The organism is Bradyrhizobium sp. HKCCYLS3077 (genome assembly GCF_051167555.1).
GTDB lineage: Bacteria > Pseudomonadota > Alphaproteobacteria > Rhizobiales > Xanthobacteraceae > Bradyrhizobium.
This window is the reverse complement of the sequence record NZ_JBNPTH010000009.1, coordinates 75,282-91,097: the sequence shown is the minus strand read 5'-3', so window position 1 is coordinate 91,097 and position 15,816 is coordinate 75,282. Positions and strand designations below refer to the sequence as shown.

At 64.3% G+C, this 15,816-nt stretch carries 11 protein-coding genes; 6 read left to right on the top strand and 5 right to left on the bottom strand.

Translation table 11 applies throughout. The annotated features are described in order from the left end of the window. The first annotated feature begins 160 nt into the window (after positions 1-160). Both ACQR0Z_RS30595 and ACQR0Z_RS30590 read left to right on the top strand, forming a co-directional pair. Positions 161-2,992, top strand: a complete 2,832-nt coding sequence (locus tag ACQR0Z_RS30595; protein ID WP_434921235.1) for a DEAD/DEAH box helicase — start codon at positions 161-163, stop codon at positions 2,990-2,992. Positions 2,993-3,470: 478 nt separating this feature from the next. After that, positions 3,471-4,340, top strand: a complete 870-nt coding sequence (locus tag ACQR0Z_RS30590) for a hypothetical protein (protein ID WP_434921103.1) — start codon at positions 3,471-3,473, stop codon at positions 4,338-4,340. Here ACQR0Z_RS30590 and ACQR0Z_RS30585 read toward each other — a convergent pair. Further along, entirely contained in the window at positions 4,328-5,179 is an 852-nt protein-coding gene (locus ACQR0Z_RS30585) for a hypothetical protein (RefSeq protein WP_434921102.1), read from the bottom strand. The genes ACQR0Z_RS30590 and ACQR0Z_RS30585 overlap by 13 nt on opposite strands. Before the next feature lie 138 nt (positions 5,180-5,317). On the opposite strand from ACQR0Z_RS30585, the gene ACQR0Z_RS30580 reads away from it, so the two are divergent. Continuing rightward, the gene (locus ACQR0Z_RS30580; protein WP_434921101.1) at positions 5,318-6,220 is read left to right on the top strand and encodes a tyrosine-type recombinase/integrase; all 903 of its coding nucleotides are present in this window, start codon (positions 5,318-5,320) and stop codon (positions 6,218-6,220) included. Between the two features lie 1,045 nt (positions 6,221-7,265). On the opposite strand, the gene ACQR0Z_RS30575 is transcribed toward ACQR0Z_RS30580, so the two are convergent. Genes ACQR0Z_RS30575 through ACQR0Z_RS30560 form a run of 4 tightly spaced genes read right to left on the bottom strand, consistent with a single transcriptional unit; the run spans position 7,266 to position 12,940 of the window. After that, positions 7,266-8,465, bottom strand: coding sequence for a 2Fe-2S iron-sulfur cluster-binding protein (locus ACQR0Z_RS30575; protein ID WP_434921100.1), 1,200 nt, complete (start codon positions 8,463-8,465; stop codon positions 7,266-7,268). Further along, positions 8,462-9,292 (bottom strand): FAD binding domain-containing protein, encoded by an 831-nt coding sequence (locus tag ACQR0Z_RS30570; RefSeq protein WP_434921099.1) that lies wholly within the window; start codon positions 9,290-9,292, stop codon positions 8,462-8,464. The genes ACQR0Z_RS30575 and ACQR0Z_RS30570 overlap by 4 nt, the downstream gene beginning before the upstream one ends. After that, entirely contained in the window at positions 9,289-11,661 is a 2,373-nt protein-coding gene (locus ACQR0Z_RS30565) for a xanthine dehydrogenase family protein molybdopterin-binding subunit (protein ID WP_434921098.1), read from the bottom strand. Before ACQR0Z_RS30565 ends, ACQR0Z_RS30570 begins: the two co-directional genes overlap by 4 nt. 1 nt (position 11,662) lies before the next feature. Continuing rightward, complete coding sequence (locus ACQR0Z_RS30560; RefSeq protein WP_434875659.1) at positions 11,663-12,940, bottom strand: amidohydrolase/deacetylase family metallohydrolase; 1,278 nt, start codon at positions 12,938-12,940, stop codon at positions 11,663-11,665. Positions 12,941-13,079: 139 nt separating this feature from the next. Here ACQR0Z_RS30560 and ACQR0Z_RS30555 point away from each other — a divergent pair, with 139 nt between their 5' ends. The 3 genes from ACQR0Z_RS30555 (at position 13,080) to ACQR0Z_RS30545 (ending at position 15,736) form a co-directional block, all read left to right on the top strand. Continuing rightward, positions 13,080-13,601: a MarR family winged helix-turn-helix transcriptional regulator gene (locus ACQR0Z_RS30555; RefSeq protein WP_434921234.1), complete on the top strand. Its 522-nt coding sequence runs from the start codon at positions 13,080-13,082 to the stop codon at positions 13,599-13,601. A 421-nt stretch (positions 13,602-14,022) separates the two neighbouring features. Continuing rightward, positions 14,023-14,856 carry a nitroreductase family protein gene (locus ACQR0Z_RS30550; protein ID WP_434921097.1) on the top strand — a complete coding sequence of 278 codons (834 nt, stop codon included), beginning with the start codon at positions 14,023-14,025 and terminating at the stop codon, positions 14,854-14,856. Positions 14,857-14,881: 25 nt separating this feature from the next. Next, positions 14,882-15,736, top strand: a complete 855-nt coding sequence (locus ACQR0Z_RS30545) for a transporter substrate-binding domain-containing protein (RefSeq protein WP_434921096.1) — start codon at positions 14,882-14,884, stop codon at positions 15,734-15,736. The last annotated feature ends 80 nt before the right edge of the window (positions 15,737-15,816 follow it).

Sequence of the window (15,816 nt, the reverse complement as noted above, 5' to 3'; positions counted from 1 at the left end):
TCTCGATCCCGCCTGCGACGTGCTCGTCTATCCACGGCTGAACACCCTGCCGTTCGATCTGCTCGAGCCGTCGCGTGACATCGCGGGCCGGCGAAGTTCCGTGTTGAGGCGTCTCGCGCGGGCGAAGAAGCCTCTGCTGATCACGACCGTGGAGGCGATCATGGAGCGCGTGCCGCGGCCGGCGGACTGGTCGGGAAGTGGCATGCTGCTGCGGGTCGGCGAAAGCTACTCCGAACAGCATTTTGAAGCTCGCTTTGCGGCGCTCGGATATGACTCGGACGACAGCCCGGATTATCCCGGCGGCGTGCTGTTTCACGGCAACACGTTCGAGATCTTCCCGGCCGGGGCGCGTGGCCCTTTCAGGGTCGAGCATTCAGGCGGGAGGATACGACGGATTGCCACCTTCAATCCGTTGGATCAGGAAGTGATCTCCGAGTTCAAGGAGCTCCAGATCGATCCGATGTCCGAGCGGCTGGCGTTCAAGGAACGAGCTCGGAACAAGGCCAGTCTGTTCGAGTACTGCACGCGGGCCAAGTGGATCGCCGATGCGGAGCTCCCCAAGCATGCGGACATCTGGCTGAGCACGATCGAGGAAGCGGCTCCCCGTGCCGAGCGTGATCGTGCCTATGTGAGCCGCCGCGAATGGGAGCAGACGGCCAAGAGAATTGCGTTGCTGTCGCCCACGGCGCCATACCGAGCGACGCCGGAGTTCTTCAAGGAGGCCACGCCCCGGAAGGCGCTGCGCGCCTTCATCGAGGAAGCCCGGCGGGGTGATGCACGCCTCGTGTTTGCCGCGGCGGCCGAGTCGGATCTGCGGCTGATGGCCGCCATGAGCGGAGTCAAAGCCGAAGGCGCCGTTGATTGGGCGCAGGCAATTGCGAGAGGCAGGCGGGAAGCAGCCTTGCTGGCCGGCTTCGACGCCGGCTTCGTCGTTCCCGGGCGGAAGCCAATTGTTGTCATCACCGCCTCCGACGTTCTCGGCAGTAGAGCGCATCAGCCGCAGCCTGCGAACTGGGCCTGGACACCCGGCTTCGAAACCGCAGATCTGCCCGAGGCCGGATCGGTCGTCGTGCATCTGCAACGTGGGTTGGCCCGGCTCGGCGGATTGCGGGCGATGGGCGCCGCCGGTGTCTCCGCGCGCGAGATGGTCCGCCTGGTGTTCGCCGGAACTGATGCGGTCCTCGTGCCCCTTGCGGAGCTGGCCCTGATCTGGCCTTACGCGGCTGAACTCGGCAACACCTCGCTCGACAAGGCCGACGGCAGTTCGTGGCGGCCGCGGCGCGCCGCCGCCGAGACCGAGATTCACATCGTCGCCAAGGAACTTGCCAAGCAGATCAGCCAGCGGCGCCGGCGGCCGGCTCCGAAGCTCGTGCCGCGGCCCGCGAGCTACGAGCAATTCGTCGCGCGCTTCCCGTATTTCACCACGCCGGACCAGGCGCAGGCCATCCGCGAGGTTCTGGATGATCTGGCATCGGGGCATCCGATGGACCGGATCGTCTGCGGTGACGTCGGCTTCGGCAAGACCGAGGTGGCGTTGCGCGCGGCCGCGGCGACAGTTCTGGCCGGCAAGCAGGTCGCGATCGTCGTCCCGACGACGGTGTTGGCGCGACAGCACGTCGAGACGTTCCGCAAGCGCTTTGCGGCGCTCGGCATCGAGGTCGGAAATCTTTCCCGTATCGCTTCGACGGCCGAAGCGCGCAAGGTGCGCGAGGGCTTGAAGAGCGGTGAGCTGAAAGTGGTCGTCGGCACGCTTTCGCTGGCGTCGAAGGACGTCAAGTTCGCTGACCTCGGGCTCGTCATCATCGACGAGGAGCAGCATTTCGGCGCGGCCGACAAGGCCATGCTGTCGAGCCTCAACAAGAACGGTCACAGGCTCTGGATGAGCGCGACGCCCATCCCGCGCACGCTGGCGGCCGGTCTGACCGGCCTGCGCGACCTCAGCGTGATCGCGACGCCGCCCGTGCATCGTGTGCCCGTGGTGACCAAGGTCGCGCCGCTGTCGGATATCGCGATCACCACCGCCCTGGGGCGCGAGCATCGCCGCAACGGCCAGAGCTTCGTGATCTGTCCGCGGATCCAGGACCTGGATCCCATGCGGGCCCGCATTCACATGCTGGCGCCGGAGCTTCGGATCATCACGATTCACGGCAAGCTGCCTGCGGATGAGATCGACGAGCGGCTGATGGCGTTCGTCGAAGGCAAGGCCGACGTCCTGCTCGCGACCAACATCGTCGAAAGTGGCCTCGACATACCGCGGGCGAACACGATCGTCGTGTGCTGGCCGGAAAAATTTGGCCTGGCGCAATTGCATCAGCTCCGCGGGCGAGTCGGTCGCGGCGGCATCCGGGCATTCGCGCATTTCCTGACCGAGGGCGGCTCGGACCGATCGGAGCAGCGGCTCTCCGTGCTCGAGGAACTGAATCGTCCGGGCGCGGGCTTTGCCATCAGCGCGCGCGATCTCGACCTCCGCGGGAGCGGCGACATGCTGTCGGATCGCCAGTCCGGTCACGTGCAGGTATTTGGTCCGACACTCTATGGTCATCTGCTGACCTTGGCGCTGGAAGGCGATCGCGACGGGATGTCGGCCCTCTGGGTCCCGGAGCTGAACCTGCCGATCGCCGAGCTGCTTCCCTCGGACTACGTGCAGTCGGAGGCGGTCAGGCTCGAGATCTATGCGCGGGTGGCCCGGTGTAGGACTGACGATGAGCTGGAAGATATCGAGGATGAAACGCAGCGTCGGTTCGGAACGTTGCCGCCTGCGGCCAGCAATTTCTTCGCCATTGCCAGGCTCAGGATGAGGTGCAGAGAGCGCGGAATCATGCGCCTCGACGTAGGGCCGGAAGCAATCGCGGCCACGCTGCTGCCGGGACGAATCCGGAGGTCGTGCTCACGGCTGCTGCAGCGCGACGGCAATCGGGTCATCCATTGCGACCAGAGTGCCAGACCGGTGCTGCAGAAGGTCGAGCGGTTTCTTGATCTCCTGGACGAATAGGGGAGCCATACGCCGCGCAAATTCCGGCCGCCAGTCTCAGAGCGCTCAGGCCAGCCGGCGCGGGTCATGGGTGAAGTACGAGCTTCTAGACGCCGAGCGGATCGCCCTCATCGGATAATCGGTCGCGTGTGTGGGGCGCGGTCATCCGATGCGCGTATTCCCGCTTTCTCCGCGGGTGTGCCGTCGGTCCTGAAAGATGTGGGATCGCGGGGTCGTGAATTTGCAAGAGAGAGGTCTTTGACAGCGGATTGGCGGTTACCGGGTATTCTTGGACCTGCTCGGTCACATCTTCCCGACTGGAAACTATCGTCGGTCTCCCTTGGTCGATGTCCCGGACCGTAGGGCCGCCTGCGAGGCACGCCGCCGCCCACCTCACCAAACCTCCGCGTCCGGGATTCAAAATTATAGGTTGAGGGATTGTTTTTTGCTCTCCAGCCGATAGCATGCTCGGCATTTCAACGAAACATAACTCGGAATTATGTCACTCCAAACAGAATTGCTGTGGAAGCCCTTGCTAGAGGCTGCGGCTCAAACGATTGTTGGCGCCATCGGCGGCTATATGTTCACTGCTGCAATAAAGCGGGCAACCCGACATTCCACATTCGATGGCCCAATGGATCTTTGGCGACGTGGCTTGCACGAGAGAATAATCGGCGACGGTGATAAGCTGATACTTCAGGGGATTATCTCTCCCTACTCCCAGTTGTTCCCAGGTGATCCAATGCTGAACGCTACTCGCTACAACAAGCTTTACAGCTTCCAAGGAAAGATAAGTAATGAAGAATTTCAGGCTATGGAGTTCTTCGCTGGCTCTGATGCGGCACTGCGAATCGGAAGCCTGAATGGCGAAACTCTTGTTGGCCTCTACGCCCGCTACGGCTTCATCGGCGAAGGGCTTGTTGGTGTCGTTCCAACAAAGATCTTACTCGACTCGATTCCGGACTTTTTTCATCGGAATTATTTCGGCGCGAATGCTACCATATACGGGCGCCTCGCTAAATGTCCTGCCCAGCACGGTTACGTTGCGCAAAGTATTGCACGCAAGTCCGGAATCGATATCGATATCTCTAGTTATAAGGACATATACTACCTTCAAATCAACAAGATCGTTGTCGCAACGCGGCCAGATCAAAAGACGTGCACCTTACTGGGGTCGGGTTGGGCGGTGACCGAAAGCAGTGCTGATCAATACTTGATACAATACGGATATTTAAGTGAGTCTGCGGAGCGAAAAGCCTGCAATTCTCGCATATTGGACTCTCGCGCATGGAAGCGGGCCAAAGTCTTCTATGACGACCTAAGCGCCCCCTCGAATGAGTTCTCTTTCCGGCGCAATTACATCGCATAGGCTTTCTCGCGCCTAAGGTAAGGCGGAAGATAAAGATAGTGCGGAAGAAATTGCGGATTGTAGTACTCTAGAGCCGCGTTAGATCCGGGCCTACGCCAAGAGCGTTGAACCAGATTTCTTGTTGTTCGCAACTCTTGCGAGATGTGCTTGCCGCCCCAGCAGGCAAGCAAATGAAGGACTCCTGGATATTCTGGAACAGCAATCAATGAGAGTGCGTAGGAGCCAAGGTGGGACAGTTCAGTCAATGTTTCTTCGCGGTGTCGTTCCTCAAAGATATGCCTGTATATGACATCGGCGCAAGCGCCCTGTGGCGAAACGTGGTCCATCATCAACTTGAAGGGTGATGCGCTGGACCTCCTAAACTCGGCCAAAACATCAAAGCAATCATTTATCACCAAGTCGTACTTCTCTTCGGACCGTATCAGGTATTCTAGTGCATCATCATTCACATGAGTGAACCTTGCGTCATTCATGACCGCTCGTGCATGGCCGTAATGTCTCGCCATCAGGTCAAGGACTGCCGGATCATGATCGATGAGTGTGCAGCGCCTAACTGTAGGATAGAGAAGTGCTTGCGAGGCAGCAAAGAGTGAGCCGCCCCCTAGTATCAATACGTTTCGCACCTCACGAATAAATGCTGAGGGAATGTGTACCAATGCTTCATGATAAAGGGACGACCAGCGCTCTACGTGTTGTACTTCCTTATTTATTACGAGGATCTTCCCGAGATTATTATGTCGATACAACTCAATGCGCTGTACATGGCTCTCGATTGCCTCAATCCGTTCTAGATTTGTAAAGTTGACCGCAAGGTCGACTCTTTCCCGGAAGCTGCTCATAATTCCGAGTTATGTGCCGTCCTGAGCGCGCAGCCGCGAAATTGGCAGCTCAGGAATTAACCAACTCAGCCGGTACAACTCTACGGCGCTGACATCGCTCTCCGTGCGAACGTAAAGTGCGGACGTCGGAGGAGTGACATGCGCGTCGGCGTTGCTGTTGATGAATTTCTGCGATACTGCGCGGTCGAAAGGCAGCTTTCTCCGCATACGATCGAGGCCTACACGGCAGACCTCAAGGAGTTTGGCCGGTATCTCCGGGAAGATCCGCTCGTATCATCCATCAATGAGGAGACTCTCGCAGGATATCTTGTCGATCTGCTGGAGAGTAGGAAATTGGCGTTTGGGACGGTCCGGTGTCGCTTCGCATGTCTGCGGGCCTTCGTACGGCGGTTGGCTAAGGCGGGAAGCCTTACCGATCCATTCGCAAAGTGGCAGCTCCAGCTTCCTAAGCGCAAGAGACTCCCCCGATCCCTATCTCGGCCAGAGGTATCGATGCTCCTGGCCAGCTTTGCGGTGTCGAAAGCGGCGGGAAAAAGGGCATCTCACACGTTTGTCGCCGCGCGGTTGATGATTGCGACAGGCATACGCGTGGGCGAGCTATGCAGGATATCGGCGCAAGATGTCGTGTCCGATGGGGGGGCGATCCGGATCTACGGAAAGGGGGCGCGGGAGCGGATCGTGTATATATCCGATTCGTCACTCCGAGCTGACCTCGTTGAGATCGTCGCTTGTCATCGCGAACAGGGGCGTCTGGCCGGAAGTCTGTTTCTCAATCGCCGGGGCGCGCCTCTCAGACCTCAATCGATGCGGCTGGTGCTGCGCCGCCAATACGAGCAAAAGAACGGGCGCCGAATTACGCCGCATATGCTCAGACACACCGCGGCGACGCTTCTCATGGAACGCGGGGTCGACATACGGTTCGTTCAGCGTCTACTCGGTCACTCGAGTATAGCGACGACCGAGATTTACACGCACGTCTCTGACGAAGCGTTGAGATCCACGCTAGAACGGGCCGATGTCCTCGCGCAGGTGGCTGCCTGAGGTGTCGGTCTATGCTGCTTGCAAGAGCGAGAGTGCAGGCGGCTTGGCTGTGACGAGTTGGAGGCGGCGAGCAACGATGCAGGTAGCTCGTTGCTCGACGGGCACTATGGACGCTGGCACCGCAGGAATCGCGTAAGTGCATTGTTGCGCCTGCGTTTGAGACTGCCGACCGTTTGGCGTGCTCCGGTCGGGCAGACGACATTGAACCCCTCGCCGTGAGCAGCCCGCTGAGGGCGGGTGTCTCGAAGGGTGAGGCCCAAGCTGCGGCCTCATGTTTCGAGACGCGCCGCCTTTGGCAGTCGTCGTGGAGAAGCTGCGGAGCACGGCGCGCCTCACCATGTCGATCAGGCGCCGAAGGCGGCGCTCCACGTGGGATCATGAGCACGCCGATCGTTCAACTGATCATCCGCCCGACGGGCAACCCGCGCATGCCCCGCATGCGCGGTTTGCCCGTCGTGCCAGTTTGCCGCGGTCTCATCCCTTGCATCGTCGGGCAAATCACCTCCACATTCTCGGACATCCCGGCTCGCTGAAGAGGGACGTTTCGCGATCGTCATGAAGCGTCGAGCCGGAGAGGCGACGGGCGCGTTGCTCTGCAGCCGGGTGTCACAGCCCGTGCCGACGAACGGAGCGAGGCGACGGCGAAGTGGTGTGGTCCTGGTCTCCCGACGCTGAGACCAAGCCGGTGGTGATGATCCGCTGGCGACGGGGGCAAGACAGCCGGTCCCCGGGGAGAGCGCCTATAAGCCGCAAAACCGCCGCGCAGGGAAGGCCGGATATTGGGCTGAACCTGTGGTTCTGCCGCGTGCTTGTTTGCTGCACGCGGACCGCGGGTGTCAGTCGATACCCGGTCTTCCCTGCGCCTCTTCATTGGAGGAAGAGGTCGATCGATGGCAAAGCTCGGGCGGATCTCGCCGCGAGACGGCGAAGGCATGCCTGCTGTTTGAAACGTAGAGACAGGTGCCGTTACCATGTGTCGCGCGGGTGTTCGGCGCTGATGTCACGGCTGGTCGTGAGACAGGCAGTTCGCTGGCGCGCGGCGCTCTCATGGCCCGCGCAGGCGCTGGGCCAAGCCGGTGAGGCGTTGGCGCGCGACGTCGAGCAGCAGGGCCAGCGCGTTGAGGCGCTGCGGCTCTGTCGTCTCGGTCAGGCCCGCCGTGCCGTTGAGATGCTGCTCGCAGTTCTGTGCGAATGTCGTCGTGAGGCGCGATGCCAGATCGCGCACCAGCCCGTCGCGCGCGATCTGCGCGAGCGGACCGGACAGGCTGTAGCCGATTGCGAGATCGACGCGGGTCCCCCGTCCGTCGTCGATCGCGACCATGCGCCAGGCGATCTGCCCGGAGGTCGAGGTGCGGCTCCGTTGGTCGCGTCCCGTACCGATCAGCCGACCCGACAAATCAGCAGCGTTGCGGTCGATCCGCGCGGAGCCGCGAAAGGCGGCCGACAGCGGACCGATGGCGACCCTGATCTCGCCTTCGATGCGATCCGGAGCCGGGATGTCCGTGATGGTCGCGCCGGGAAAGCAGGCGGCCAGGGTCTTGGGTTGGCCGAACAGCGCGAAGACCTGCGCGGGCGCCGCCTTCACAGTGAACGACGCATCGAAGCTCCTGGCGGGCATGACTTCGGGAGGATCGAGCGAAGCCAGCGCCGCGCCGCGCGGGAGCTTTGTGTCCTTTGCCGCTGGCCGCGCGGGCGAGACCGCGATGGCGATGGCGCCAGGCTGCGATCCCACCGGGCCGAGCGATGTCCGACCCGCGCCGGTCACGGCCGCGATGCCGCGCTGCCGTCGCGCGGCAATGACGGCGCTGATCGCGCGCACGATCCCGGCATAACCGGTGCAGCGGCAGAGATTGCCGCTCAAGCCGACGCGGATGGCCTGCTCGTCGGCGTGATCGAGGCGCAGCACGAGGTCGCGCGCCGACATGATCATGCCGGGCGTGCAGTAGCCGCATTGCAGGGCATGCTCGCGCGTGAAGGCGTCGCGCAGCTCGGCTGCGATCTCGTCCTCGTCCAGGCCTTCGATGGTTGTGACCGTGGCGCCATCGCAGGCCACGGCGAGCGTAATGCAGGAGCGGGCCGGAGCCCCGTCGAGCAGCAAGGTGCAGGCGCCGCAGACGCCATGCTCGCAGCCGAGATGCGCGCCCGTCAGATCGAGCTGGTCACGCAGGGCGTCGGCGAGATGGGTGCGGGGTTCGATGCTGGCTTCGGCCGCGCGGCCGTTGACGGTGAGTTGGATCGTCGTCATGCGGCTGTCTCCGCGATCGCCCGCGCGAGCACGCTCAGGTGGATGTGGCGGACGGCCGGATCGGTCACGCCGGCCTGCATCAGCAGGCGGCTGGCGAGGTCGCGATCGAAGCGTTCTCGGAAATCGGTGATTCCTCCGCCGAACAGGGATGAATCGTCGATGAAGATCGGCGCGGTGTCGATGGCGCCGATGACGACGCGACTGCGTGCCAGATCCGGCTCGATCAGGACCGCGGCCATCGCATGAGCGAATTCTCCGGGCTTGCGACAGGCCTTGGCGTAGCCGAAGCGGGCCGTGGGCGAGAGCGAGGGCAGGCGGATGGCAGTGACGAGCTCGCCGGGACGCAGCGCGGTCTGCAGCGCGCCCCGGATGAACTCCGCGACCGCGAGTTCACGTTGGCCGTCGGCGCTCGTCAGCTTCACGCTGGCGCCGAGCGCCGCGAGCGTGGTGACCCAATCGGCAGCCGGATCGGCATGGCTGAGAGAGCCCCCGATGGTGCCGCGGTTGCGCACGGCGCGATAGGCGATGCCGCGGGCGATCCGCGGCAGCACGCCATGGGTGACGTCGGGAATTCGTCCATCCTCGATATCGGCATGGGTGACGCAAGCGCCGATCACGAGAGCCTCGCCATCGCGCTCCACGGCGCGAAGCTCGGCAAGGCCGGCGATGTCGACGATGCGCGGCGGCTGTACCAGGCGCAGATTGAGCATCGGGCCGAGCGACTGGCCGCCGGCCATGATCCGGGCTTCGCCATCAGCGTCTGCGAGCAGAGCGAGCGCGTCGCTCACGCTGCGAGGGCGCTCATAGGCGAAGGATGCGGCCTTCACGTCGCGCTCGCCTGTTTCGCGGCGAGCACCGCGGCGACGATGCGGCGCGGCGACAGCGGCGATTGCATCAGCTCCGCGCCGAGCGGCCGCAGCGCGTCGTTGACGGCATTGGCGATCGCGGCCGGCGGCGCGATCGCGCCGCCTTCGCCGATGCCCTTGACGCCGAACATCGTATAGGGCGACGGGGTCTCCATGTGAAACAGGCGCGGCGCAGGAACTTCGGTCGGACCCGGCAGCAAATAGTCGGCCAGCGTCGTCGCCAGCGGCTGCGCGGCCTCGTCGAACGGCATCTCCTCGTACAGCGCGGTGCCGATGCCCTGCGCGAGACCGCCGAGAATCTGGCCGTCGACGATCATCGGATTGACGAGAACGCCGCCGTCCTCGACGATGACGTAGTCGAGCAGCTCAACCTCGCCGAGATCCGGATCGACCGCGACCGTCACCGCATGCGCCGCATAGGAGAAGGTGCCGCTGTCGCGCACCGGCTTGTAGCCGCCGGTGACCTCGAGCCCGGAGGGATCGACATCGTTGGGCAGATCCTGCGGCCGGCGGTACCAGGTGTGGGCGATCTCGGCGAGGCCGACGCTACCGTTCGGCCCGCAGACGCGACCGTCGCGCCAGGTGACCGCCTCTGGCGCAAGCTGCAGCAGCTTGGCGCCGATGCGCGTGGCGCGCGCGACGAGCTGTTCGCAGGCCGTGCCCACGGCGCCGCCGGCCATCACCATCGACCGCGAACCCCAGGTGCCGGTGGAGTAGGGCGTCATCGCGGTGTCGCCGAGGATGACACGGATCTTGTCGGGCTCGACGCCGAGGATCTCGTGCGCGACCTGGGCCAGCGTCGTCTCCAGCCCCTGGCCGTGGGAATGCACGCCGACGCGCAGCTCGAGCCCGCCGTCGGGCGTCAGGCGTGCCGTGGCCTGCTCATGGCCGGGCACCATCGGGATGCCCCAGCCGGCATAGACCGAGGTGCCATGCGCAGCCTGCTCGCAATAGATCGAGACGCCGGTGCCGATCCGCCGGCCGTCCGGCTCGCCGCGCTGCTGGCGCACGCGCACGGCGGGGACATCGATCGCCGCCAAAGCCCGCTGCAGCGCGCCGGGATAGTCGCCGCTATCGAAATGCTTGTTGGTGATGTTGTCGAACGGCATGTCCTGCGGCTGCACCAGATTGCGCAGCCGGACCTCGCCGGGCTCGAGCCCGGCCTCGGCCGCGACGGCGTCGAGCAGCAGCTCGAGCGCGAAGCAGACGCCGGTGCGGGCGACGCCGCGATAGGGCAGGATCGGGCATTTGTTGGTCGCGACCGAGTAGGTGCGGCAGCGATAGGCCGGCATCCGATATGGGCCCGGCAGGATGCTCGCGATCTGCGCCGCTTCGAGGCAGGCCGAGAATGGATAGGACGAGTAGGCGCCGGAATCCACGATCGCCTCGCAGTCGATGCCGCGCAGGCGGCCGTCGCGATCGGCATAGACCGTGATCTGGTAGGCGTGCTCGCGGCAATTCGCGCTCGCGCTCAGATGCTCGCGCCGGTCCTCGAGCCAGCGTACCGTCATGCCCTTGTGAAGGGCGAGCCAGCTGAGGCAGACCTCCTCGGGCAGCAGGATGCCCTTGTGGCCGAAGCCGCCGCCGATATCCGGCGCGATGATGCGGATGCGGCCCTGCTCGATGCCGAGGCAGTCGGACAGGCCATTGCGCACGATGTGCGGCATCTGCGATCCCGTGTGCAGCGTCAGCTGATCGAGCCGGTGATCGAAGGTGGCGACGACACCGCGCCCTTCCAGCGGTGCCATGCACTGGCGTGCGGTCGTGATCTCGCGCGTCACCTTGATCGGCGCGTCCAACGCCGCGCTGATGTCGACCTCGAAATTGGTCTCCAGGAAGACGTTGTCGCCCCAATGCTCATGCACCAGCGCGCTGCCGGCCGCGCGCGCCAGCCGCATGTCGTGCACCGCCGGCAGTGGCTCCAGGTCGAGCTCGACCGCCGCTGCGATGTCCTCGGCTTCGGCGCGGCTGCGCGCGACGCAAATCGCCACGAGCTCGCCGACATGGCGCACCTTGCCGGTGGCCAGCACCGGCTGCTCGGAGACCTTGAAGCCGGGCAGGCCGGAGACAGCGCGGATCGGCTTGATGCCTACGAGGTCATCAGCCGTGAACACGACGTCGCGATACGCGGCGGGAATATGGATCGCCTTGATCCTCGCATGCGCCACCGGGCTGCGCACGAAGGCCACGTCCTTCAATCCCGGCAGTCTGATGTCGGCGACGTATTGACCGCGGCCGCGCAGAAAACGGTCGTCCTCCTTGCGCGGCAGCCGCGCGCCGACGCCACGCGGCGCGGCCTGTTGCGAGACGGTCGGCGCCGCGTGGGTCACGTCAGGCCGCGACCGCTGCGGGCAGGATCGGCGCCGTCGCATCGTGACGGACGCCGGCGCGCAGGCAGAACACCGGCTGCAGCAGTTTCTCGGCGATCACCTCGGTCTTCTCATTGTCGCGCAGCACGAAGCGGCCCTGCTGCTCCCGGAGCACACTCACATCGGCCGCCATCCCCGGCCGCAGCGCGCCGATCTGATCCGACAGGCCGAGCATTGCGGCGGGGTTCGACGTGACCATCGGCACGACCTGCTCGAGCGTCAGACCGAGCGCCACCAGCGAGCTCATCGCCTGCACCAGGCTGAACTTGGCCTGGCCGGCAAACGGGTGGTTCTCGTCATCGGCAGGTTCGTCCGGCGTGCCCGCGGGCGCCGGCACATGCGTGTTGTAGCCGTGGATGTCGGCGCCGAGCGTATGCGGCACGATGCCGGCGTCGATCGCCTTGCGCGCCAGCCGGTAGGAGAAGTGACTGCCGTGACCGACGTCGACCTTGAGCCCGCGATCGAGCGCGGCCTGGATCACCGGATGCACCTCGCCCTTGGTATTGACGAAGCCGCCGGGATGGCGCGTGAACGGATGCGCCAGCACGTCGCCCGGACGCAGCAGCGGGATCACACGCTCCAGGATCGTGTCGACGTCCTCGCCATTGGTGCCGCTCGCGGGCAGGCCCCAGAGCTGGCCGAAATGGACATAGACAGGGAGTTCGGCGCGGCGGCCGATCTCGGCGGCCATCTCGATGACGCGGATGCCCCAGCGAGCGAAACCGCCGATCTCGGCATGCGCCTTGATGCCGCGCACGAGGTCGCGGTTGGCGACCGCGGATTTCACGGTCGCGTCGATGTCGACACAGTCGGGGCGATAGAGGTCAGGGTAGTAGTGGCCTTCGAGGCCGCCGACCAGATAGGCCGACAGGAACGCATAGACGCGCGATTGCGCGGGCTCGGCGACGAAGTGCCGGAAGCCGGGCAGGGTCATGCAGGACGGGCCGCCCTGGTCGATGAGGCTGGTGACGCCCGACTGCACGCCGACCATGTCCGCATTCATGCCGAAGCGGCCGGTGACGTATTGATAGACATGGGCGTGGGTGTCGATCAGTCCCGGGAGAACGAGCTGGCCGGTGACGTCGACGACGTCCTTGGCGCTCGATGGCAGAATGTCGGACTGGACGGCTGCGATGCGGCCGTCGCGGATGGCGACGTCTCTCAAGCCATCGACGCCGGAGGCGGGGTCAATGACGCGGCCGCCGCGCAGCAGCAGGTCGAACGAGGCGCTCACGGACATGCAAGCTCTCCTTATCCGGGCTGTTTGTTTGTCCCGGTCAAAGCCGTCCCCGACAGGCCGGCGCGGATCGTGCGCCGACCGATTTACGAAGCATACTTCGCATTACATCAAGATCCGTGCCATAGACAGCTTCAAATTGATGCAGCATGACCAGCGCTTATGCGGGAGCCGTTCGATGGCTGGAAGGAATAAGACGAATGCAGATGTGTCGTGGCCGCTCGAGGAGCGCCCGGGTTATCTGATCCGGCGGCTGCACCAGATCCACGTCGCGCTGTTCCAGGAGAAATGTGCGGCCTATGAGATCACGCCGTTGCAGTACAGCCTGTTGACGGCGCTGGCGAAACGGGGAACGGCAGACCAGACCGCGCTGGCGCAGGACATCGTCCTCGACCGGACCACTACGACCGGTGCGTTGAAGCGGTTGCAGGCGCGCGGCTTGGTCGATCGCAGCGTCGGGCCGCACGACCGGCGCTCACGGACCTGTCGTTTGACCCGCTCCGGCGCGGCATTACTGCGCAAGATCGAGCGACCGGCGCGGGCGGCGCATCTCGCGACGGTTGCGGATCTGACCAAGGCCGATCAGAAGCGGTTCATTGCCATGATGCAGGCGATTGTTGCGGCGCAGGAGCAAAGGCTGGACGCGACACGCTTGCCGGACTGACCGCATCGCGCTCCGATTAGATAATGGGCATGGTGCTGCCCGAAAAGCAGCGCGTCGCCGGTGCGCGGTATCCAGTCAGGGCGAGGGCGCCCGCAACTACGAAGCATGCTCCGCATTTCGCGCTGCGGCGTTTTGTCTGCAAACAGCGCTGTTGGCTGCTCAATTTCAACTGATGTCTTCAGGGAAGCGAGTGCGCGGACGGTGCGCTGCGCCGAGCTCTGCGAATTCTGGCATGTCCCTTGCTGACATCCCCTAGCAGCTGCGCAGAAGTCGCGGCGAGATGAATCCGGGCGGCGACATCGATGTCGCGGCGCATGGAGTGGGCGATGCGATGTCTGCCGCGGCGGTCTCCGCCGATCTCTGCTCTGTCCGACGGCCGTCGTTGGACGCGTGCTGCGCGTGATGAAAGAAAGGCGCCGTGATGTCCGAGCATGCTGATGCGATCGCGACGCGCTTCGGAGACGGCGGGCCGGATGGCGGCGACACCAAAGCCAGTGAATTCCTGCGCGGCGTGCTGTCGCGCAAGACGGTCCGCCGCTACAGCGACCGGATGCCGGAAGAGGGGCTGCTCGACCTGCTCGTCGCCAGCGCGCTGAGCGCCTCGGCCAAGTCGGACTTCCAGCAGGCCTCGGTGATGCGCCTGCGCGATGCCGACAAGCGTGCCGCGATCGGCAGGCTGTTTCCAAGCATGCCCTGGATCGGGGTGTCGCCGGTGTTCTTCGTGTTCCTCGGCGATGCGCGGCGGCTGCAGCGCATCGGTGAACTCCGCGGCAAGCCCGTCAAGAACGGAACGCTGGAGGGCTTCTTCAACGCCTCGGTGGACGCTGCGCTGGCGCTGCAGACGATGATCCTGTGCGCGGAGTCGGTGGGTATCGGCACCTGTCCGATCAGCGTGATCCGCAACGAGATCGATACCGTGGCCAAGGTGCTGGAACTGCCCGACATGGTGTTCCCGGTCGCCGGGCTGTGCCTCGGTTATCCCGCGGCAGAGGGGCATGTCAGCCTGCGGCTGCCGCGCAGCATCACCACGCATCTCGATCGCTATGGCGACGATGCGCTGCCGGCGGCGCTCGACGATTACGACCGGCGGCGTCATGCCCGGCATGCGATCCCGAAAGACCAGCAGCGCGGCAACGCCGAGTTCGGCGAGGCCGAGTTCTACGGCTGGTCCGAGGACAAGGCGCGCCAGGCGGCCAAGGCGGAAGGCGCAGCCTTTCCGCCCTATCTGCGCGCGCACGGCTTCAGCTTCGACTGACCAGTTTCATATGAGGAGATGCGAGATGACCAAGCCTTCGTTTTCCCGCTTTCAGGCGCCGTCGCGGCGCCTCGCGTTGGCGCTGCTGGCGGCCGCGCTGACCTTGCCGGCCGCGTTCAGCGCGAAGGCGGGCAGCCTGGATGAGATCAAGAAACGCGGCCTGATCGTCGCCACCGAGGACGATTTTCGCCCGTTCGAGTTCGTCAAGGACGGCAAGCCGACCGGCTTCGACAACGAGATGATCGAGGACCTGCGCAAATATGCGCCGTTCGAAATCAAGCAGCAGATCCTGCCCTGGACCGGCATCCTGGCCGGCGTCTCGACCGGAAAGTACGATGTCGCGATCACCGCGGCGATCATCACCAAGGAGCGCAAGAAGTCGCTCGACTTCACCAGCCCGATCGCCGACGCGACGCACTATTACGTCAAGCGCAAGGACGACAAGAGCATCAACGCCATCAAGGATCTCAGCGGCAAGACTGTCGGCGTCCAGGCGGGAAGTGCGCTGCTCGGCCGTCTGCCCGAGCTGAAGGACATGTTGGAGAAAGAGGGCGGCAAGCTCGGCAAGGTCGTCGAGTACACCTCCTATCCCGAGGCCTATCAGGATCTCGCGCTCGGACGCGTCGACTACGTCGTCAACACCATCATCAACATCAAGGCGCTGGTCGCGGAGAAGCCGAACGTGTTCGCGGTCGGCCAGCCCGTCTCCGGCAAGTCGTATCCCGCCTGGGCAGTCGCCAAGGGCAATACCGAGCTGGTGGAATTCCTGAATGGCTTCATTGCCAAGCAGAAGGAATCCGGCCGCTTCGCCGAGCTGCAGAAGAAGTGGTTCGGCGAGGCGTTCCCGGATCTGCCGGTCACGTTCGAGCCGGAATTCTGAAGCGACTGACGAGGTACAGCTGATGTGCGGGTGGCGATCGCTGCGCACCGGTCCGCTTGACGGCATGACGATGTTCGGCG